The following is a 21725-nucleotide window of genomic DNA, read 5'->3' as shown; positions in this document are numbered from 1 at the left end:
TAAACTGTTTTGTGTTTGAGTTCATTTGTTATTCCTCCGTTTTGGATATACTTCTATTCTATCATATTTGAATGGAAAATATGATATTACCCTAAATTCACACCTGTTCAGGTTTTAAGGTATTCATAATGTGTTCTAAATCAACTTTGATGTACTGAGACTGTTTTTTACTGTTCCATTTCGAAAGTATTCAGGAAACTCATTTTTGATATACACTATATTATTTAGTTTAAGTCGCGATATCATAGTATTTCTTTTGGTTTTCTATTTGATTCCAATTACAAAATTATAATAGCATTTCAATAGTAAGGCTATCTCTGCATTTTATCTTTATACCGTCATGCTATTATCTTGATATAATTATGTTGAATGTAGTAGTGACGGAAATAGTGAAAGATTTCTAATTGGTTAACATATAAAATAAACTATTTCTTCCTTACAATAAAATAAATCGTGGAGAAGATAAAAGATGCAAAGAACAATATTAATTGTAGAAGATGAAGATATTTTACGTGAAATTATGAAAGATTACTTATTAAACGAAGGGTATAACGTCTTAGAGGCGATGGATGGGAAAGAAGCGTTATCTATATTTGAAGAGCATGAGGTGCATTTAATTATTTTAGATATTATGTTACCGGAATTAGATGGTTGGACGGTTTGTCGGCGAATTCGGAAGAAATCTAATGTACCTATTATTATGCTAACGGCTCGGGTGGATGAAGATGATACTTTACTTGGATTTGAACTAGGGGCAGATGATTATGTTACAAAGCCGTATAGTCCTCCTATTTTATTAGCAAGAGCAAAACGATTAATGGAAAGCCGATATTCTTCCGCTGCTAATGTACCAGCTGAAGACACATTAACGAGTAGTGGTATCCATGTACATTTTCCTTCTCGTACAGTAACTATAGATGGGGAAGACATAAATTTGACGCATACAGAATTTGAAATAGTAACGTATCTCATGCGAAATCAAGGAATTGTAATTTCGAGAGAACAACTAATCAATAAAATTTGGGGTTATGAATTCGCTGGCGATGATCGCACTGTTAATAGTCATATTCGTAATTTGCGTCATAAATTAGGACAAAAAGCAGCTTGTATTGTAACGGTTGTACGAGCTGGTTATAAATTTGAGGGACAAGTATGAAAAAGGAATTGTATTAAAGTTATTTATGTTAACAACAGCATTATGCACACTTATTTTAGTAACTATTTTTATTGGACAAACTATATTTTTTAAGCAATACTACGCAAATCGAAAAGTTAATGATATTAAAACAAATATTCAATCCTTTGAAAAAGCATATATAAAAGCTGGAGATGATGCGAAAGTAATTCAAGAATTAGAACAAAATTTCTATCAAGAGAATGCGACATGGATTACAACGTTAGATAGTGTAGGTAATATAAAATATGCAAATGATTTTTCTATAGAAATTCAATTAGACCCAAACGAAAATAAGATATTTTCTGAACGTTCCATTCACATACCGTTGTATAGTTTTATCAATTTAGAAGATATACAGAGGATGAAATATAGTTTAGAACAAGGGAGTCATATTATTATCGACGGAGTACAGAAGGGGGATATAGTAGTCCCTGCGATGTTAACAATAAAAGAGAAGAATGTTGGGCTAGAGAACAAGCAACTGTCAGAAAGGTTGTATGGGCCAAAAGCCGTATCTTCAAAAGAAAGTTCACAATTATATTTAGCGGGAAGCATTCAAAACGTGCAATTACCGGAGGGGACTGTAGGAACGAACTTTATATATGGAAATCGTGTGCTTATAGATAGAATAAAACAATTTCAGGTTGATTTATTATTGAATCAAAAATCTAATGATGTTACTTCTACAGAAATAATGGATTACGAAGAAAATGATATTAAATATAAAGTTTTAATCAAGCCAACAAAAGACGCGGGGGGTAAGACAAACTATATATTTGCTATGACATCATTGCAACCAGTTGATGAAGCGATACAAATGATAAAGGATTATTATGTATATTTAATTATCTTTGTATTGATTTTAATTGTTTTGATATCGTTCTATTACTCAAAAAAAATCGCCAAGCCATTATTACAAATAAATGATACTACAAAAAAAATCGCGGGTTTAGATTTCTCTGAGACGATACCTATTACTACAAAGGATGAAATAGGTGATTTATCACAAAATATTAATACACTTTCTAAAGCTTTGCATTCGTATATTCATCAATTGCAGCAAGATATAGAAAAAGAAAAGCAATTAGAGAATACACGTAAAGAATTTATCGCTGGTGTTTCACATGAGTTAAAAACACCTTTAAGTATTATGAAGAGCTGTATTTCAATTTTAGAGGATGGTGTTGCTAGTAATAAAAAGGAGTATTACTTTAAAGCAATGTCAAAAGAAGTAGATAAAATGGATATGCTCATTATTGATATGCTGGAGTTAGCGAAATTCGAATCTGGTACATATAAAATGGAAATGGATGTTTTCCATATTGATGAAATGATCGATTACATATGTGAGCAATTAACCTCGGATATAACAGCTAAGCAATTATATGTTCATAAACAACTTTCTAAAATTGAAGTTGTTGCAAACCAGCATCGCATAGAACAAGTTATAACGAACTTTATTACAAATGCGATTCGTTACACACCAGAACAGGAGAATATTATTATTTCTACAATAGAAGAGAATGAACGTGTAAAAGTATGTGTAGAAAATAAAGGGGCTCATATCGCGCCAGAACATTTAGAGAAAATATGGGATCGTTTCTATCGAGGGGATACGTCTCGTCAACGTTCAAAAGGTGGAACAGGATTGGGACTTGCTATTTCAAAAAATATATTAGAGCTACATGATGCGGAATATGGTGTTTCAAATACAGAAGATGGAGTATTATTTTATTTCTATTTAAATAAAAACGTGTAGAATTTTTTCTACACGTTTTTATTATTTTTAAACAAAATCGACACTATCTGCATTTTATCTTTATCAGCATTCATTACTATTTTCATTAGAAAGAGAATGAAAAGTTGATAAGGAGATTGTTAAAATGAAAAAAAGAGCGATATTGCTTTTGCTTATTATAATAATAATGGGTACAGGCGTTAGTTTCATACATGCTAAAGGGCACAAAAACATATCAAAAGAGGATTTACGATTAAAAGGAAAAACTATTGTAATTGATCCAGGGCATGGTGGAGGAGATAGAGGGACGAAAGGAAAGAAATTAGGAACGATTGAAAAAGAGCTTAATTTAAAAGTAGCACAAAATATAAAGAAAGAATTAGAAGAAAGAACGGATGCAAAAGTTATATTAACACGTGAAAAAGATACGAGCTTACTTCCAGAAACAAAGCAAAAGGAAGAATTACAAGCACGTGTCAAAGTAGCGAAAGACCATGCGGCGGATCTTTATATTAGCATTCATCATGATGCTTTTGAGGATACAAATGTAAAAGGAATAACAACTCATTTTGGATCTAATAAAAGGAAAGATAAAAAGTTAGCTAAGACCGTACAAGAAGCTATTTTTGATCAAAATATAGACAGCCGTGATAGAGGCATTCATGGAAGTGATTTTCTTGTCTTACGAGAAAATCCTTCTCCGGCTATCTTAATTGAATTAGGGTTTACATCTAATGCGAGTGATGAAAAAAGAATGAATTCAGAAGAATTCCAAGCAAAATCGCAACAAGGTATTGTGGATGGCATTATTAATTATTTTACGATGTAATAAAATAGGTAAATAGAAAAATACTATTCTTTCTAAATCTTAATTAGAAAGAATAGTATTTTTTATTTTGGGTGTATATCCAGTTTTCAAATTTAAGAATTAACTTAACCTTATTCTTTAACTGATTTCGACACTATCTGCATTTTATCTTTACCTCTCTCTATTAATCTATTTATTGTAAACACCGGTTGAAACGAATGATTCAGTCGAATAAAGGCTCAGCCTTATAAATAATGAAAATTAATAGGGAAAGGATCGGAAAATCATGAAAGAATCGAAAAGTAAGAAAAAAACAAGTGTAGTAACGAAGGCAATCATATCTTTAGGAGTTGTTTTAGCAACGACCTTTTTCACCTTCTTTTTAATTGGAAAATGGAACTCTATCCCAGCGAAGGGAATAGCTAACGAAAGTAGTAATCAAGTTAACACGCAACAACAAGAAAAGAAAAAAGAAACACCACCAGCAAAACAGAAAAGACCTGATGGAAAACCGGTGGGAAAGGTTGTTTATTTAACATTCGATGATGGTCCTAGCGAACTAACTGGGAAATTTTTAGATGTACTAAAAGAGCAAAATGTCGCCTCGACATTTTTTATGCAAGGTAGCAATTTACAAAATACAGGTTTTCAGGAAAACGTAAAGCGAGCAGTAAAAGAAGGGCATTATATTGGTGCTCATAGTATGACACATAATAGTGATAAGTTATACAAAAAAGGACAATTTGTACCGGAGATGAAAGAAACGTTAGCTCTTATCCATAATATTACGGGTACAACTCCTAAATTAGTTCGTCCGCCATATGGATCTGCACCAGGATTAAAGGGCGAGGAAATTCGTAACCAAATTGTAGAAGCAGCAATAAAAGTTTGGGATTGGACAATAGACTCAAATGATTGGAAATTAAAAGATAATCCAACTCAGATTATCGATAATGTAAAGAAACAGACAACAGAAGAAGTAGAAGTTGTTTTAATGCATGAAAAGGCGCAAACATTACAAGCTCTTCCTGAAATTATTAAATTTTATAAAGAGAAAGGGTATGAATTTGGTGTATATAATGACGAGGATCATTTTCGTCTAAACTTCCAAAAAGATCAACGTCTATAGTATAAACATAGTTATTTTAAAAGGTGTTTTTATTACTAAATCAATAATTAAGCAAAATTCGATTTCCTATACGATAAAGAAATCGGCTTTTTTTATAAAGTTGACTTTTTAATCAAAAAGGTTTATTCTACTTGTGCAAGTAACGACTTGCATTCGGGTTTGGATAAAGATTATGTGAAAGTTGGATGAAACGTGAATGAAATGACAAATACATCAGAACGTATTATTGAGGCTTTTTTAGAACTATTTCGTACTCATGGCTATAAGGGAACGACGACTCGCTCGATTTCGGAATTAGCGGGCGTAAACGAAGTAACGATCTTTCGGAATTTCGGAAGCAAAAAGAATATTATGGAAAAAGCTGTCGAATCTTTATCGCGTGATATGGAATTGAATAAATTAATGCCTGGAGAGATGACTTGGAATCTTGAAGATGACTTGCTATCTATTGCAGAAGGATATCTTGCATATATAGAAAAGTTAAAGGATTTAATTTTGATTAGTTTTCAGGAAGCTGAAATGTTCCCAGAGCTTAAAGAAAAAATTGCATTAATTCCTAAACAATTAAAAGATAATTTGGTTTCATATTTTATTGAGATGAGAGAAAAGGGAAAGCTTATTGAAACTGATATGGAAGCTCAGGCGATGAACTTTATTTGGATGAATTTCGGTTACTTTCTTTCTAACTCACGCTTCGGGGACAATTTATTTTCAAATTCAAAAGAGATTTTTCTAAAACATAGTGTCCAACTATTTTCTAGGGGGCTAACTCCCTAGGTCTTTTTTTACACCAGATGCAAGTAAGTACTTGCTATAATAAAACAACAAGGAGTACGACAATGAAAACTTTAAAAAATTTCTTTAAATTCCCCCCAACATTCATTGGAATTGCAACAGCATTTGCCTTTCTGTTAATTTTCTTTTGTGTGTGGATGACTGCATACGATGGTGTTACTGATCGGATAAACCAATTAAAAATTGGGTTAGTTAATGAAGATAATGAAATGGGAGCCAATATTGAAAAAAACTTGAAGGAAAATCTGCCCTTTAAAGTTAAAAGCTATAGCTCGGTAACGCACGCCCAAAAAGATATGGATAACAGGAACTTAGATATGGTTATTCAAATTCCTGCAAATTTCTCAAGTCTATTGAAAGAAAATAATACTACAGAGATTAACTATTTCATCAATCAAGCAAACTCATCTTTGGCAAAACAGATTATGGAAGGCGCGGCAAAGGATATTACGCAAACAGTTAATAAAAATGTATATGCGTATAAACAAAAGCTTATTTCATCTAACCTATCTAACGAACTAAGTACAGTGATGCCGTCAGAAGAATTGGTCCAAAAGTTATCAGAAAACATTACGAAAGCTATGAGTTCATTAAACATTGATTCTGTGCAATCATCTGTCGAAAAAACAAACAATACAGATGGCTTTGCAGCAACTATGATTCCATTTTTAATTGTTCTTGCTTCATGGGTTGGAGCGATGCTTATGAGTTTAAATCTTAATATTGTTGCAACAATATTAAAAAACACGCACGGAAAAGGGTCTATATTTTTATCAAGACAAGTTATTACCATTGTCGTATCTGTTATTTTAGCTATTATCACGTTATTATTAATGACCTTATTTAATGTTAAATTGAATACAAGCTTGTTTGAAACATGGATCTTCCAAACTCTTGTCTTTTTCTCTTTTTTAAGCGTAACGCAAATGTTTATCGTTCTATTTGGTCCTGCTGGTATGATGTTTAATATCATATCGCTGTCAGTACAATTAGTTACTTGTGGAGTAATTGTTCCAAAAGTGTTGCTATCCAATTTTTACCAAATTGTCGGTTCTCTTTTCCCTGGAACTTATGTAGCTGACGGATATCAAACAATAATTTTTGGTGGGGGAAATCTATCACACGATATGAATATTCTTCTTTGCACTTCAATTATTACCATTCTTATAGCGGTGGGGAGAATTATGCTGCAAAGAGATAGTAAAAGTGAATTGATCAAACAAACTGCCAACAGATAAAAAGCTTATATTACATGTGAAGTGCACCCTGATTGCTAAACAAAGTCTAACAATCGAGGGGCACTTTTTTTAGTCAAATTCTCTTAGCATACGAAATTCGCGTTTTTCTCCGTAGCGAAATAGGGCTCATATGCTCTAACCTCATTCTATTAGTAAATAGCCTGCAATCATTGTCCTCTGTACATGAAATAAATTTGGTTTGTAATATAATCTGAACTAAAATGAAGTCCGTTTTTTATCCACCACATAATGATTCCTACCAATGAAGCGGTTTTAATCTCAATGGCAACATAATCTTCGGGTAGCTCTGTCTCACTATTATTTCTGCGCGTTTCTACTAATTTCTTTATTAATAGAAATAATTGTTCCTCAAAATGATTCATATTAAATAAAACAGATAAATAATTTCGATGAATATATAAATAATCAAGCAATTGTGTTAGCTGTTGTTTTTCTGATAAATTGCTTACGTGTATTAAAGCGGTAATTTTATTAGAAAGTTCGTTTAAAATTTCATCAGTGAGTTGCATGAGTAAATCCTGAATATCTTGATAGTGTAAGTAAAATGTTGTCCGATTTAATCCAGCTTCGTTTGCAATTTTCTGGACTGTTAAATTTGAAATAGTGGATTCCTCTTGTAAAAGGGAATAGACGGCATTTTTAAACATTTCTCTTGAACGAAGTGTACGAGGATCCTCTTTTTTAGATGTAGACATTTTGAAACTCCTTTATAGATTTTTCTTTGACTTTCTCGACATAGCATATTTTCAATGTCGATTAATGAACATTTTTAACAAAATTGTTCATGGTCAGGAATATGTATCTTTGTTACTATGAATTTTATCGACACTGTGTCGATAATGCAACTATAGAAAAAGGGAGTTTACAAATGGAGAAGGGAATAACAGAAAAAAATAAGAAAATTTTATTACTTGTACTAATTGCTGGATGTTTTTTATCAACATTAAACCAGACGTTACTTAATGTGGCAATGAGTAAATTAATGGAAGTATTTGATGTTACAGCTACAACTGTACAATGGTTAGCAACAGGTTTTATGCTCGTAAACGGTGTTTTAGTGCCAATTACGGCATTTTTAATGAAACGTTTTACAACGAGGCAATTATTTATTAGCTCAATGATTTTTTTATTGATCGGAACATTACTATGTGCCGGTGCCATCAATTTTGGCATGTTATTAACAGGAAGAATGATTCAAGCAATTGGGGCAGGAATTATTATGCCGCTCATGATGACAGTTATTTTATATTTATATCCTAGTGAAAAGCGCGGGAGTGTTATGGGAACTATCGGCTTTGCTATGATTTTTGCGCCAGCCATTGCTCCAACGTTATCTGGTTTTATCATTGAATATGTATCATGGAGATGGTTATTTATTGGATTAGCTCCATTTGTATTCATCGTCATTATTCTTGCGCTAAAATATTTAATGAACGTTGCAGATACGACAAAAGCAAGATTGGATATTGTAAGTGTCATTTTATCAACGATTGGCTTTGGTTGTGTTTTATTTGGATTCAGTAGTGCAGGAAGTAAGGGATGGGATCACCCGATTGTTATTACGACAATTATTACCGGGGTACTTGTTACAACGCTATTTTGCTTACGTCAAATAAAGTCTAACGATCCATTATTAAATTTATCCGTATTTAAGTATAAAATTTTTACTCTTACATCAGTGATCAATGTACTTATCACGATGATTATGTATGCTGATTTAATTCTTTTACCGATTTACTTACAAAACGGAAGAGGATTTACTGCATTTGAATCAGGTTTACTTCTATTACCTGGAGCGGTCATTAATGCATTCTTATCACCAATTACAGGTAAAATGTATGATAAATACGGAGCAAAACCACTCTTTATTACAGGGTTAGTATTTATCATTATTTCGATGTGGGGGGTAATTGATTTAACTGAATCCACAACGTATATGTATGTAATGGTGCGTACTATTCTTTTACGGATTGGGTTAAGTTTCATTTCAATGCCTTTAAATACAGCAGGACTAAATGCTTTACCTAGAGAATTAGGTTCACATGGTTCAGCCGTAAATAATACGGTTCGTCAATTAGCTGGTGCTATTGGAACAGCTGTTGTTATTACTATATATACAACTCAAGCAACTTCACACGCTTCAGAGTTATCTTTAGAAAATGGAAACATTACAGCTATTCAACTAGCGAAATTATCCTCTATTTTCGGCTCAAGCGATGCGTATCTATTCATGTTATTTTTATCTTTCGTAGCATTAATCTTTGCATGTTTCATGCCTAAAAAAGTGGCAACTCAAAAACTTGAAAGTAAGGCAAGTAATTAGAATGGTTTATAGAGTTGTTTAGAAAGTATATGATGGAAGAAAAGCAAGTGATCTAATAATTAAGGTCATTTGCTTTTCTTTTTGTTTATGCACTTAACTGTATTTTGTAAAGATATTAAAGGAGACATGAAAAAATCCACCTACAACAATTAAAAGATTGATTGAAACAATATAAAAAGGACTCGTAAATTTATCCCACTTTAATGGGTAGTAAGACCCCTACCTCAAAATTCAGAGAAAGCAAAGAAGTTAGGTAGGGGATCAACTGCCCATAAAAGTCCGATTGGTGAGGGCTGATTAAAGTTTCACTTTATAAGAGTTCTTTTTTGTAATTGCTATAATTTCTACTTAGGAATTGAAAATAAAATTAATCCGGATTATTATATTGTTATTGTAAATTTATTTTATTGAAGGAGGATACATAGATGAAAAGCTCAAAAGGCTCTATTGAATCAGAGATAAGCAAAGCAATTACTCACTGGGAAAAGGACTACCTAGGACGCGGGTCTATATCCGTTAAGACAGATATATTACGGGATATGATTATCGTAAATTTACAAGGTGTTTTAACGCCGGCTGAATATAGTGTTTGCGAAACAAAAGACGGTATGTTAACGATAAAGAAGAATCGTTCGGAGCTAGTTGAATCTGGAATTGATGATCTGAAAGAGATTATACTAGAATTAACTGGAGAGAAAGTGAAGAGCTTTCATACGGATATAAGCTCCCGTACAGGCGAACGAGTAATGATTTTTAAATTGCTTCATAATCTTGAGGAGAAATTTTAAAAATACCTTAAGGTTAGTGGAAGGATTAAGAAACCTACAAGTTTTGCACTTTATTAACAGGCTAATAATTAAAAACTTGAAGTTATTTAGGTATAATAAATCTTAATTCTAATAACTCTTAAAAAACGGATAAATAAATTGACAAACTGCTTAATATGGTTTATCTTATAATTGTTTTAAAAAATTGATAGATGCTCATTTTAACAGCTTGCTATAATTAAGGCTTTAGCATTTTTTTAATATGTAATATTGACTAAATGAAAAAGTTTCTTAATTAAAAGATAGCGTATAACATAAATTGATATATTGATTGCATAATCTAGGAGATCAGAAATATACATTTCTTTTTAACAGGAGTAATACATACATTATTATCCTCTATAAAATGGGAGCTCTTCAAAAAACTTTATTGAAGTTAGTTGAAGGGAAACCGACAATCTCCATAATTCAATGATGATATAAAATCATTGAATTATGGAAGTTGTCGGTTTTTTTTATGGGAAAAAACGATGCACTAAAAAGAGTGAATGAAAATTGAAATTTAAAAAATTATCTTAATTAAAAGGAATTTTTATAGGTTATTTTCGCTTAGAAGGGAGTATTTAACATGTTAATTTCGCTGAGTTCATCAACACTGTTAACATTATTTTTTATGGCGCTTAGTGCTTCTTGGCTAAGTGGATTATTGTTTTTACATGCAAGGATGCCTTTACGTTTTGTTCATATCCATATTGGTATCGCTGCTTTGCCTTCATTGATTTCTTTACTCGCACTTGTTAATAACAATGGAGATAGAGTTGTGGGGCCTTGGCATCTAGATACTTTAGCTTGGTTAATGGCTTTCTTTGTTCTTACAATTGGTTTAATCATTCAGCGTTTTTCTGTACGTTACTTAATGGGAGACCGCTCATATCGAAAATACTTTGCACTTTTTACATTTACTACAGGTGTATCTTCGGTTGCATGGTTAAGTGACGATCTTCGTTTCATGATCATTTGTTGGGGAGCAACGCTTATAGGATTGGTTCTACTCATAGGGCTAAATAAAGGGTGGAAAGTAGTTAGTGAAGCAACTAAAATCTCTGGCTATTTATTTACAATAAGTTGGATTGCGTTGCTATCAGCTATCATTTGGCTTTTTCAAGTAACTGGACAGTGGCAATTAACATCAGTTTTAACGAATGAAAATGTAGCGCTACATGGAACATTGGAGAGAACAGGAATTAACTTATTAATTATATTAGCGGTGATGATTCCAGCAGCACAATGGCCTTTTCAAAGATGGTTAATTGAGTCCGCTGTTGCTCCAACTCCTGTTTCTGCTATTATGCATGCGGGTTTAGTAAATGCTGGCGGTATCATGTTAACTAGATTTTCACCTCTTTTTCATGATGATATTGCACAAATCATTTTACTTATTTTCTCTAGTATTTCTGTCTTGATAGGTACAGGAATTAGTTTAGTCCAAGTTGATTATAAACGTCAGCTAGTAGGTTCAACTATTGCACAAATGGGATTTATGCTTATTCAATGTGCATTAGGCGCCTATTTAGCGGCTGTTATTCATTTAATTTTACATGGTTTGTTTAAAGCTACACTGTTTTTACAAGCTGGTTCTTCAGTGCAACGTTTTGGGGTAGTGAATCAGTCTAATGAAAAGATGTCCAATTTATGGATTATAGTCGGGCGTGTTTTAGGATTATTTATAGCAATTACTTTCTGGTTTATGACTTCTGGAGAGGGGTATCAACTAGTTAGTGCGTTAATCTTAGGCTGGTCACTATACTTTTCATGGAAACAGCTTGTTGTTTTTGGAGAGGGAAGAATGGGACGAATTGCTGGCGTAATTGTTTTGATTGGATTTTCTCTCATTTACTTTACCGTTCATAATTCTCTTTATAAATGGTTGCATACTGATATTTATCAAAGTGTTCAACCTTCAGCTCCAGCCGTTATCTTTGTTATATGTATTTTACTATTTAGTAGTGTTACTAGTACTTTCGTTACTCGTCATCAATCTTCTACTTTATTCGCTGTACTTTATCTTTGGTTAGTTCGAGTAGGTGAGGCGAGAAGAAAATCAGTAGAAAGTCACCCAAGCTATCTGAAACATTATGTATCAAAGGGAGGTAATTCGTGATGAGCATATCGTCAATATTAAAGAAAGATACAAACATTGATATGCAAGAAAATAATATAAATGATTTAGTTGCATCTGCTGGCCGAGTTATTGCACCACTTTGGCCTATCTCTACGTTTGCAGCTCACCACCCTTGGATGGGACTTGAAAAGCAATCATTTGAACAAGTCGCAAATTGGCTAAAAGAAGCTCGTAATGTGGATATGTATCCTAGTACTTCCATGATTCATTCGGCAAAAGCGAAAGGTGAGATTGAGGAATCATTTTTACAAAGTAGTTTGTCTCGTTGGCTGGATTCACAATCTTTTCATATTCCGCGAGAGAAAGTAGAGGGATTTTGCCAAGCGGCTTTAAAGTTAGAAAAATTACCTTCTAGTCTATTATCATCGCCAGAATTAAATAAACTGGCAGACGAAATGAGTTATATAAATACAGGGAGTATGAAAGCCTCTGTTATGCAGCCAATAAGTTCGCTTATAGAGAATCAAAATAGTGAAAACCTATCTGATATTCTTAATTATCATATCATTAAATGGTGTAAATTATATCTTGATGACTCCGGATCAAGTTGGACGATGCCAAATCGAGAGAAAGGTTTTTATCGTGCATGGCAACACCTTATTACATTTGATCCAGCGCTCAGTAAAAATGAGCGTAAAGTTTTAAAAGATTGGCCACAAGATGCCGAAGTAGCTTTAGCGAGAGCGTTATTTGAACTAGGAATTTCTGAATCTAACATACAAGCTTATCTTGAAGGGCACTTACTTTCTTTACCTGGGTGGGCAGGAATGATACGATGGCGCTCACAACAATCAATTCAGGAACAGGGGCTTTTAATAGAATATTTAGCAGTTCGAATTTCTATGGAGCTGGCTATTGCAAAACCTTATTTACCTTTAAAAAATCAAAAGGTTGAGAAAAAAGTTTCGATCGTCCCACTTATAGCTTCTTGGATCTATTGGGGGAATATTTCAACACGGGAATGGTCACAAATGTCTGCAGCTGAACAAAGCGAATTGTTAGCATTTGCATATCGTTTTGATGAAAATATTCGCAGGAAACTTTGGCTGGAAGCTTGGGAACAAACGCATGCAGAGCAATTAAGAGAGAAGATTGCTTCTAAACAACGTGCAACCAATGATAAAAAGCGTGTATTAGCTCAATTAGCATTTTGTATTGATGTACGTTCAGAACCGTTTCGTCGCCACTTAGAAAAACTAGGTCCGTTTGAAACGTTTGGAATAGCTGGTTTCTTTGGGTTACCAATTGCGACTAGTGAACTAGGTAGTAATGACAGCCATCCTTCTTTGCCAGTTATACTGAAACCGAAGCATCAAATAAAAGAGCTTACAGATGAAAATGAATTTAAATCTTATGAGCAACGTAAGAGGGTAGGCAGTTCGGTGCGTTATACATTTAAAACGATGAAACAGAACGTACTGACAAGTATGGCGCTACCTGAGTTAAGTGGTCCTTTACTTGGTCTACAGATGGTGACAAGAAGCTTTGTCCCAAGAGGAGTTGGTGGTTTCATTCGTAAACTTCGTAAAACTATGTTACAAAAACCTGATACAACATTCTCGCTTAATTATGTTCATGACACAAAAGGTGAGATACCTATCGGTTTTACGAAAGAAGAAAAAGTGAACTATGTGCGTCAAACTTTAAAAATGGTGGGACTGACAGAAAAATTTGCTCCTTTAGTTGTAATGTGTGGACATAGTAGTCAAAGTACGAACAATCCTTATGCGGCAGCACTTGAGTGTGGTGCTTGTGGAGGCGCAGCAGGGGGATTCAATGCAAGAGTTTTCGCTACTTTATGTAATCTTCCAGAAGTAAGAGAGGCGTTGTCTGCTGAAGGCATTAACATTCCTGAGGATACCATTTTTGCAGCAGCTGAACATAAAACAACAGTGGACGAATTGGAATGGATTTACGTCCCAGAACTTTCGAAAACTGCGCAAGAAGCGTTTGATTGTATCGAGACGATTATGCCAAATGTGAGCCAACATGCAAATAGAGAACGTTTAACTCAATTACCTAATTTTAAAACGAAAATAAAAAATCCGAGTAAAGAGGCGCATCGATTTGCAGAAGATTGGAGTGAAATACGTCCAGAATGGGGATTAGCGCGTAATGCATCTTTTATTATCGGAAAGCGTGAATTAACTCAAGATTGTGACTTAGAAGGTAGGGCTTTCCTTCATAATTATGATTGGAAACAGGATGAAAGTGGAGATATATTAGCTAATATTATTGCAGGACCAGGAACAGTTGCGCAGTGGATAAATCTACAATATTACGCATCAACTGTAGCTCCTCACTATTATGGTAGTGGAAATAAAACAACCCAAACCGTAACGGCGGGTCTCGGTGTTATGCAAGGGAATGCTAGTGACCTGTTGCCAGGCTTACCTTGGCAATCCGTTATGCAGTCAGATAGTGAGACGTATCATTCACCACTTCGTTTACTAATTGTCATTCAAGCACCTATTGAATATATAGAACGTTTGTTAAATAATGATTTCACATTTCGAGAAAAAGTTCAAAATGGATGGGTTAGACTTGCAAGTGTTGATCCAGAGGGAAGCTGGAAAAACTGGTAACAATTATTATTGTTACTAGCTTAAAAGTTTCATAAATACAATAATGAAGAAGGAGTGCTCCATATGAATTCAAAGAATAAAAAAGTTTTATTATTAACAGACATTGAACACGGAATAGAGCCTAGTATCCAACAAGTAACTAACATTCAACAAGAAAACATGTTGACTATACACAGCTATGATTCTGTAATTGTACATCCTTATGGAGATATAATGAGATCTATTATTATTGCTATTTATCAAGAAAATGTTAAAGAAATTTTTGTTGTCGGAATAGAGGATAAAGAAACTTCTTCAGTTAATCTACAAACTCAACGTGATTTCATAAAAGATAATATAGAATTAGACTATCTCTTTAAAAATTGCATGCCTGAATTTTCAAGTGGTAGCCTTAATCAATGGCTGAGTGGACAAAAAAATGTTAGTGAAAATATTGAAAAGAGTATAGATATGATCCGTCATCATCCATTAGTACCTTCTGATATTGAAGTTCATGGTTTCAGGATTGATAGAACAGGTGAAAAAGAAATGGTTGTTAAAGTTTCTGCTAATAAAGTACTGAAACAAATGGATTTTTATGTGTAAGTTATCGATAGATAAGCAACTTTTATTTGGACTTGTGTCCTTTACAAAGAGCAAAAGAAATCTTCTATAAATGGGGATCTTTTGCTCTTTTTGTTTGAATTTTTAATGTGTTTTATAGGAGATACCTAATATGTACATAATAAAAATATATAACTTTTTGCATAAAATTTTAAGGACGGATTAGCAGGCGGAAAATAAAAATTTATGTTGTGATTTATTTCAAGATTATTACTAAAAAGAATGGAGATTCTTTAATTATGAGAATAAAACAGTTAAACCCTAAAGTGATATGGAAAAAAAGAATGTTGCTAACTCTTTTTATTGTTTTCGGATTGATTATTGCGGGGGTTGTTTTTTGGAATGTTTCACCTATTCCGAAAGCGTTTCTCATAAAAAAAGCATTTGAAGGTGGAATGTTTGTTCAATCTAATAATTATAAAAACGCTCTAAAAGAGACACGAATTGTTAAAGATATCAATTATAATTCTAAATTTCCTGATGGTACATTAGACATTATTTATCCCAAAAATTTTATAGGGAAAACACCTGTTATTTTTTGGGTGCACGGGGGTGGATTTGTAGGTGGAGATAAATCAGACATTACTGGTTATGCAGTAGAATTAGCTGCTCGTGGTTATACAGTGATAAATATAAATTACGCTCTTGCTCCTAAAAGAAAGTATCCTACACCAGTACTACAACTTGGTGAGGCTTATGAATATATAAAAGCAAATGCAAAGAAATATAATGTAAAACTAGATGACCTATATTTTGCAGGAGATTCTGCGGGAGCGCAAATATCTGGACAATTTGTTACTATTCAAACATCTCCAGATTATGCGAAATTAACCGGGATTGACGCTGTTGTTGCTCCTTCTACAATTAAAGGTATATTGCTATTTTGCGGCCCGTATAATATGCCTGCATTAGCTAAAATGGAAACATCCAAAGAAGTGCAAGACTTTATGCGTACTACTGGCTGGGCTTACTTTGGGAAAAAGAAATTTGAAACATTACCTGAAATGGAAATCGCCTCTATTTATAAACACGTTACAAAAGATTACCCACCAACGTTCATCACAGATGGAAATACTGCATCATTTGAAGAGCAAGGTAAAGCATTAGCTTCTACTTTACAAAATAAAGGAGTACCTGTAGATACACTTTTCTTTGATAAAAATATCTCTGGCGAGTTAGCACATGAATTTCAATTTAAAATGAACACTCCAGCAGGTGAAGAAGCTTTTAACCAAGTTCTTAAATTTCTAAATGAAAATAAATAATATATATACTATTAACTTTTTATAAGCTTAGTTTAATACCATATATGGGTGAACAAAATATTGCACTAATAATCTAATGGTAGCAAAAATAAATTTGATAAGAAGTATATAGTAAGAATGATTTGGAGATACAGATGGGGATATAACTATTTTATTTAGGACGGTGCACTTTAAATGGATTTACAGAAAGGGAAATTATATTGGAACACAACTTTTTCTAATACACCTTCTTATCCTCGGTTGGAAGAAGATATAAAATGTGACGTACTAATAATAGGAGCAGGAAGTTCAGGTGCTCAATCAGCATACTATTTGAGTGAATCAGATCTAAATATTGTTGTCGTTGATAAAAGAAAGGTAGGACACGGGAGTAACCTTACAAATACAGCACTTATTCAATATTTAGGTGACAAGATGTTTTTTGAACTTGTAAATACATTTGGAGAAGAGTATGCAGTTAAGCATATGAAATTGTGTGAACAAGCTATTAATGATATTGAATATGCTGATCAAAACTTGCCTTATTGCTCTGATTTTAAACGACGTGACAGTTTATATTATGCAAGTTATGAAGAGGATATAAAGAAATTAGAAAAAGAACTGTATTATTTACATAAGCATGATTTTAAAGCGACTTGGCTATCAGAGGAACAAATTGGACAGAGATATCCATTTAAAAAACGTGCAGCTATTTATACGTATAATGATGGTGAAATAAATCCTTATAAATTTACACATAGTTTATTAGAACAAGCTTCTAATAAAGGAGTTCAAATTTATGAAGATACAGAGATTGTTGGCAAAAAGTTAGAGAAAGAATGTGCTATCTTTTATACAAAGGGGGGCAATTCTATTACTGCCAATAAAGTAATTGTGGCTGCAGGATATGAAGGCTTAGAATTTAAAAAGGAAAAGAACGCTACACTGATTAGCTCATATGCAGTTGTTACTAATCCTGTAGAAGATTTATCTTCTTGGTATAAACGTACTCTCATTTGGGAAACTGCGAGACCATATATTTATATGAGAACTACTGCAGATAACAGGATTATTATAGGTGGGTTAGATGAAGATACAAACATTGCTCAAGAAAGAGATTCAAAATTAATCCATAAAAAAGAGAAATTAGTAAATGAATTTAATAAGCTCTTTCCCAATATAACAGTTGAACCTGAATTTTATTTAAGTGCTTTTTATGGTGGTACTCATGATGGTTTACCTATAATTGGAATGTATGAAGAGTTTCCAAATTGTCACTTTATCTATGCGTATGGAGATAATGGATTAGTATATAGTATGGTGTTTTCTAAAATTGTTCGAGATATAATTATTAACGGTTCAAGTCCGGATTTGAATTTATATTTACAAACTAGACCAAAACTAAATGAGTAAGCTACATGTATGCAAAATCAAGGTAGTATAAAAAAGTAATAGTTTTTACGGTTTTAATTACTTTATATAGGAAGCAATTCTACAATTATAATCTCTCCAATATATTTGGGGGGATTTATTTTTTTTTTTAATGATTTATTGAAAAATAGTCTAATTAGACTATAATGAGTATATAGTTTAATTAGACTATTTATTTTGTTGAGTGTGAAAAAAGGAGGAAAGAGGTATGGTTGCAAAAGAGAGCAACTTACGCTTAGTGATAGCTGGGTTAATGCTAGGTATTTTAATGGCTGCAATGGATAATACAATTGTTGCCACTTCAATTGGTACAATTGTCTCAGATTTGGGGGGATTGGATAAATTCATCTGGGTTACTTCTGCTTATATGGTTGCAGTTATGGCGGGTATGCCTATTTTCGGGAAATTATCTGATATGTATGGTAGAAAGAGGTTTTATATTTTTGGTTTATTAATCTTCTTAATTGGTTCTGCATTATGTGGTACTGCGCAAAGTATTGTTCAGCTAAGTATTTATCGTGCAATTCAAGGTATAGGTGGGGGGGCACTGATGCCAATCGCCTTTACCATTGTATTTGATATTTTTCCTATTGAAAAAAGAGGGAAAATGACTGGGTTATTAGGGGCCGTATTTGGTTCTTCAAGTGTATTAGGACCTTTATTAGGTGCGTATATAACAGAAAATATAAGTTGGCATTGGATTTTTTACGTCAATATTCCAATTGGTCTAATGTCATTAATTTTTATTTTAAAAGCTTATAAAGAAAATAATCCACCTACTAAGCAAAATATTGATTGGTGGGGGGCGATAACACTCGTCATAGCAGTAATTAGCTTAATGTTCGCTTTAGAATTGGGAGGAAAAGAATTTAAGTGGGATTCGATACAAATCATTGGGTTATTTGCATCGTTTATTGTATTTTTTGTTGGCTTCCTATTGGTAGAAAGAAAAGTGAAAGATCCGATAATATCATTTTGGATGTTTAAGCGTAAGGAGTTTGCAATATCACAAATTATTACGTTTTTCTATGGAGCAACATTTGTTATTTTAACAGTATTTATTCCTATTTTTGTTCAGGCTGTATATGGTGGAACAGCAACTAATGCTGGATTAATTTTAACCCCAATGATGTTAGGTTCTGTAGTAGGTAGTGCAATTGGTGGAATATTTCAAACGAAAATTAGTTACCGCAACTTGATGTTATTATCTATAATATCCTTTGGGATAGGTATGTATTTGTTAGGAACGATGGATCCACAAACAAGCCGTGTACTTTTAACGATATACATGATTATAACGGGGTTTGGAGTTGGATTTTCGTTCTCTTTGCTTCCCACAGTTTCTATTCATAATATGGAACCGAGATTCCGTGGTTCAGCTACTTCAACAAATTCATTCTTTCGTTCACTAGGTATGACAATTGGAGTAACGATTTTTGGCTCCATTCAAAATAGTACCTTTACAGCTAACTTAAAGGATGCTTTTAAGGGAATAGAACATGGTTCCAGCATGTTAAATAATCTAGGTGATCCGAGTGCAATATTTCGCTCAGATGTAAGGTCCAGTATACCTACTTTTATTCTTGAAAAGGTTATAGCTGCTATGTCATCTTCCATTACTACTGTTTTTCTATTAGCTTTAATTCCAATTATCGTTTCGTTTATGGCAATATTATTTATGGGGAATGTCAAAGCTGGTACAAAGGATAATAAAGTGAATTTGAAGTTATAAATTTTATAAAACAAAAAGATTCTTTACTTATTTTTAGCTTATACTATTGGTATAGGTTATTAAGGAGTGGAGAGTTATGAATACAAAGCTTTTTATGCTGGGTCTTCTTATGGAGAAAAATAGGCATCCGTATGAAGTCCAGCAACTTTTAAAAAATAGTGAAATGAAATATTATATAAAAATTACTAAAGGCTCTTTATATTATACATTTGAGCAACTTGAAAAGAAGGGTTTTATAGAGGTTGTTGATATTATTCGTAATGAACAACGTCCTGAACGGACTATTTACGGTATTACTAAAAGTGGTAAACAAGAATTTGAACATTTATTATTAGAGCAAATGATAAAGAAAGAGGATATGCATCGTCCTATATATGAAGCGCTACTTTTTGCACAATATGGGGAAGAAGAATTAATTCTAGAACAGCTAAAAACTAAAATTTCTCAACTGACGTTATATCTTACTACCCTTCAAAAAGTATATGAAGAGAAGTGTGGAAAAGAGAGTGTAGCTAAGTTATATATATTATCTAGTGTCATTTTACATTTAAGAACAGAGTTAAAAGTTTTACAGAGTTTATATAACACTATAAAAAATGAAAAGATAGATAATATTGGAAATGATGTACTTAGAGAGATAGAAAATCAATGTTTATAGTGACAGATATTATAAAATAAAGAAAAGTATAATATTTTAATTCATAAATTAAAAACGTTAATTTGGACAGGTCTAATAGTATAGGGAACTGTCCATTTTTAATATGTAAATTCTCCATTCAATGTTAAGAAATCTTAATATTTTTGTAGGGTGAAAATTAAGATTTTTTCAGTAGATTGATTGTATGTTCTAAATTAACATTGGAGAGGAATTTATGAATGTTATTTGTTTTATGTAAGAGTATGTGAAGCGGCCTCGGATCGTAGGGGGCTATTTTACCCAGTTCAAATCAACTTGCAAAACAGATGGTTTCTTCAATATGTTTAAAAAAGCAAAGTGTATTATCACGCATTAACGGGTAGTAAGACCCACATCTCAAAATTAAGTGGAAGCAAAGAAGTTAGGTGGGGGGCGGGATTCCCGTAAAAGACCGATTGGTGAGGGCTGATTAAAGTTTCACTTTATACGTGTAAGGTAAAACTAAATGTATAATACTACAGCATAGAACGAGATGTCAGAGAGGAAGAAAATATGATGCAGAAAGAAAAAATTTTGATTGTAGATGATGATATAGAGATAAGAAAAATCGTATCCATTTATTTAAAAAATGAAGGGTATGAAATTATAGATGCATCGGATGCTATAGAAGCTTTAGAAACTTTAAGAAATACAACAATTGATTTAATCATTTTAGATATTATGTTACCGAAAATGGATGGCATAGAGGCTTGTTTAAAAATAAGAGAACAGTATCAAATGCCTATAATTTTTTTGTCAGCTAAAGATGAGGATATAGATAAGATCCAGGGATTAATGAGTGGGGCAGAAGACTACATTACCAAACCGTTTAATCCACTTGAATTAATGGCAAGAATTAAATCTCAATTACGAAGATATCGTGTTTATCAAACAGAAGAAGTAAAACAATTTATTCATGAAATAGGCCATCTTAAGGTAGACGAGGAGACAAGACAAGTTTTCATTAGAAATGAAGAAGTAAGGTTAACTCCAAAGGAATTTGACATACTTTCTTTATTAGTGAGAAATAAAGGAAAGGTTTTTAGTGTAGAAAAAATATACGAGATGGTCTGGGAAGATTCATTTTATAAATCAGATAATACAGTCATGGTTCATATTACTAAAATACGGGAAAAAATTGAAGAAAACCCTCGTCAGCCTGTTTATTTAAAAACAGTATGGGGAGTTGGCTATAGAGTATGATCGATCGTACGAAATTAAGGGATAATATATTCTTTTCTACACGCTTAAATATAAAGCTTATTTTAATTTTTTT

Annotated in this window: 17 protein-coding genes; 16 read left to right on the top strand and 1 reads right to left on the bottom strand. The window is 32.8% G+C overall.

Annotated features, from left to right (window positions below; all coding sequences use genetic code 11):
• The first annotated feature begins 469 nt into the window (after window positions 1–469).
• The 6 genes from HMPREF2590_RS02275 to HMPREF2590_RS02250 all read left to right on the top strand — a co-directional run bounded on the left by HMPREF2590_RS02275 (window position 470) and on the right by HMPREF2590_RS02250 (window position 6885).
• Window positions 470–1156 carry a response regulator transcription factor gene (locus tag HMPREF2590_RS02275; protein ID WP_050821969.1) on the top strand — a complete coding sequence of 229 codons (687 nt, stop codon included), beginning with the start codon at window positions 470–472 and terminating at the stop codon, window positions 1154–1156.
• A 25-nt stretch (window positions 1157–1181) separates the two neighbouring features.
• Window positions 1182–2936 (top strand): sensor histidine kinase, encoded by a 1755-nt coding sequence (locus tag HMPREF2590_RS02270; RefSeq protein WP_050822211.1) that lies wholly within the window; start codon window positions 1182–1184, stop codon window positions 2934–2936.
• A 124-nt stretch (window positions 2937–3060) separates the two neighbouring features.
• Window positions 3061–3744: an N-acetylmuramoyl-L-alanine amidase family protein gene (locus HMPREF2590_RS02265; RefSeq protein ID WP_000745357.1), complete on the top strand. Its 684-nt coding sequence runs from the start codon at window positions 3061–3063 to the stop codon at window positions 3742–3744.
• Window positions 3745–4009: 265 nt separating this feature from the next.
• Window positions 4010–4852, top strand: coding sequence for a polysaccharide deacetylase family protein (locus HMPREF2590_RS02260; RefSeq protein WP_050821968.1), 843 nt, complete (start codon window positions 4010–4012; stop codon window positions 4850–4852).
• Window positions 4853–5044: 192 nt separating this feature from the next.
• Window positions 5045–5629, top strand: coding sequence for a TetR/AcrR family transcriptional regulator (locus HMPREF2590_RS02255; RefSeq protein WP_001004645.1), 585 nt, complete (start codon window positions 5045–5047; stop codon window positions 5627–5629).
• A 62-nt stretch (window positions 5630–5691) separates the two neighbouring features.
• Window positions 5692–6885 (top strand): YhgE/Pip domain-containing protein, encoded by a 1194-nt coding sequence (locus HMPREF2590_RS02250; RefSeq protein ID WP_070861312.1) that lies wholly within the window; start codon window positions 5692–5694, stop codon window positions 6883–6885.
• Window positions 6886–7052: 167 nt separating this feature from the next.
• On the opposite strand, the gene HMPREF2590_RS02245 is transcribed toward HMPREF2590_RS02250, so the two are convergent.
• A complete protein-coding gene (locus HMPREF2590_RS02245) occupies window positions 7053–7601 on the bottom strand; it encodes a TetR/AcrR family transcriptional regulator (protein ID WP_000107858.1) in 549 nt (182 codons plus the stop codon).
• Window positions 7602–7774: 173 nt separating this feature from the next.
• Between HMPREF2590_RS02245 and HMPREF2590_RS02240 the strand changes: the two genes are divergently transcribed.
• From HMPREF2590_RS02240 to HMPREF2590_RS02195, 10 genes are all read left to right on the top strand, one after another.
• On the top strand, window positions 7775–9229 hold the full coding sequence (locus HMPREF2590_RS02240) for a DHA2 family efflux MFS transporter permease subunit (RefSeq protein WP_000410726.1): 1455 nt from the start codon (window positions 7775–7777) through the stop codon (window positions 9227–9229).
• 425 nt (window positions 9230–9654) lie between these two features.
• Entirely contained in the window at window positions 9655–10017 is a 363-nt protein-coding gene (locus tag HMPREF2590_RS02235; RefSeq protein WP_000842548.1) for a Na-translocating system protein MpsC family protein, read from the top strand.
• Between the two features lie 607 nt (window positions 10018–10624).
• Window positions 10625–12157: an NADH dehydrogenase subunit 5 gene (locus HMPREF2590_RS02230; protein ID WP_000908923.1), complete on the top strand. Its 1533-nt coding sequence runs from the start codon at window positions 10625–10627 to the stop codon at window positions 12155–12157.
• A complete protein-coding gene (locus tag HMPREF2590_RS02225) occupies window positions 12157–14763 on the top strand; it encodes a DUF2309 domain-containing protein (protein ID WP_050821967.1) in 2607 nt (868 codons plus the stop codon). Before HMPREF2590_RS02230 ends, HMPREF2590_RS02225 begins: the two co-directional genes overlap by 1 nt.
• 63 nt (window positions 14764–14826) lie before the next feature.
• Window positions 14827–15348, top strand: coding sequence for a carbonic anhydrase (locus HMPREF2590_RS02220; RefSeq protein ID WP_050821966.1), 522 nt, complete (start codon window positions 14827–14829; stop codon window positions 15346–15348).
• Window positions 15349–15605: 257 nt separating this feature from the next.
• Entirely contained in the window at window positions 15606–16631 is a 1026-nt protein-coding gene (locus HMPREF2590_RS02215) for an alpha/beta hydrolase (RefSeq protein WP_050821965.1), read from the top strand.
• A gap of 174 nt (window positions 16632–16805) precedes the next feature.
• Window positions 16806–18023: an NAD(P)/FAD-dependent oxidoreductase gene (locus HMPREF2590_RS02210; protein ID WP_044795107.1), complete on the top strand. Its 1218-nt coding sequence runs from the start codon at window positions 16806–16808 to the stop codon at window positions 18021–18023.
• 226 nt (window positions 18024–18249) lie between these two features.
• Window positions 18250–19773: an MDR family MFS transporter gene (locus HMPREF2590_RS02205; protein WP_000225814.1), complete on the top strand. Its 1524-nt coding sequence runs from the start codon at window positions 18250–18252 to the stop codon at window positions 19771–19773.
• Between the two features lie 76 nt (window positions 19774–19849).
• Window positions 19850–20431, top strand: coding sequence for a PadR family transcriptional regulator (locus HMPREF2590_RS02200; protein ID WP_001093176.1), 582 nt, complete (start codon window positions 19850–19852; stop codon window positions 20429–20431).
• Window positions 20432–20965: 534 nt separating this feature from the next.
• Window positions 20966–21652: a response regulator transcription factor gene (locus tag HMPREF2590_RS02195; RefSeq protein ID WP_001168370.1), complete on the top strand. Its 687-nt coding sequence runs from the start codon at window positions 20966–20968 to the stop codon at window positions 21650–21652.
• The last annotated feature ends 73 nt before the right edge of the window (window positions 21653–21725 follow it).

It is taken from the genome of Bacillus sp. HMSC036E02, from assembly GCF_001836235.1.
Lineage (GTDB): Bacteria > Bacillota > Bacilli > Bacillales > Bacillaceae_G > Bacillus_A > Bacillus_A cereus.
This window is presented reverse-complemented; position numbering and strand designations above follow the sequence as displayed.

Coding starts and splice junctions, on each gene's coding strand:
- HMPREF2590_RS02250 (WP_070861312.1), top strand. CDS start 5,692: ATGAAAACTTTAAAAAATTTCTTTAAATTCCCCCCAACATTCATTGGA.
- HMPREF2590_RS02230 (WP_000908923.1), top strand. CDS start 10,625: ATGTTAATTTCGCTGAGTTCATCAACACTGTTAACATTATTTTTTATG.
- HMPREF2590_RS02265 (WP_000745357.1), top strand. CDS start 3,061: ATGAAAAAAAGAGCGATATTGCTTTTGCTTATTATAATAATAATGGGT.
- HMPREF2590_RS02210 (WP_044795107.1), top strand. CDS start 16,806: ATGGATTTACAGAAAGGGAAATTATATTGGAACACAACTTTTTCTAAT.
- HMPREF2590_RS02215 (WP_050821965.1), top strand. CDS start 15,606: ATGAGAATAAAACAGTTAAACCCTAAAGTGATATGGAAAAAAAGAATG.
- HMPREF2590_RS02240 (WP_000410726.1), top strand. CDS start 7,775: ATGGAGAAGGGAATAACAGAAAAAAATAAGAAAATTTTATTACTTGTA.
- HMPREF2590_RS02275 (WP_050821969.1), top strand. CDS start 470: ATGCAAAGAACAATATTAATTGTAGAAGATGAAGATATTTTACGTGAA.
- HMPREF2590_RS02270 (WP_050822211.1), top strand. CDS start 1,182: ATGTTAACAACAGCATTATGCACACTTATTTTAGTAACTATTTTTATT.
- HMPREF2590_RS02225 (WP_050821967.1), top strand. CDS start 12,157: ATGAGCATATCGTCAATATTAAAGAAAGATACAAACATTGATATGCAA.
- HMPREF2590_RS02245 (WP_000107858.1), bottom strand. CDS start 7,601: ATGTCTACATCTAAAAAAGAGGATCCTCGTACACTTCGTTCAAGAGAA.
- HMPREF2590_RS02195 (WP_001168370.1), top strand. CDS start 20,966: ATGCAGAAAGAAAAAATTTTGATTGTAGATGATGATATAGAGATAAGA.
- HMPREF2590_RS02205 (WP_000225814.1), top strand. CDS start 18,250: ATGGTTGCAAAAGAGAGCAACTTACGCTTAGTGATAGCTGGGTTAATG.
- HMPREF2590_RS02220 (WP_050821966.1), top strand. CDS start 14,827: ATGAATTCAAAGAATAAAAAAGTTTTATTATTAACAGACATTGAACAC.
- HMPREF2590_RS02200 (WP_001093176.1), top strand. CDS start 19,850: ATGAATACAAAGCTTTTTATGCTGGGTCTTCTTATGGAGAAAAATAGG.
- HMPREF2590_RS02260 (WP_050821968.1), top strand. CDS start 4,010: ATGAAAGAATCGAAAAGTAAGAAAAAAACAAGTGTAGTAACGAAGGCA.
- HMPREF2590_RS02235 (WP_000842548.1), top strand. CDS start 9,655: ATGAAAAGCTCAAAAGGCTCTATTGAATCAGAGATAAGCAAAGCAATT.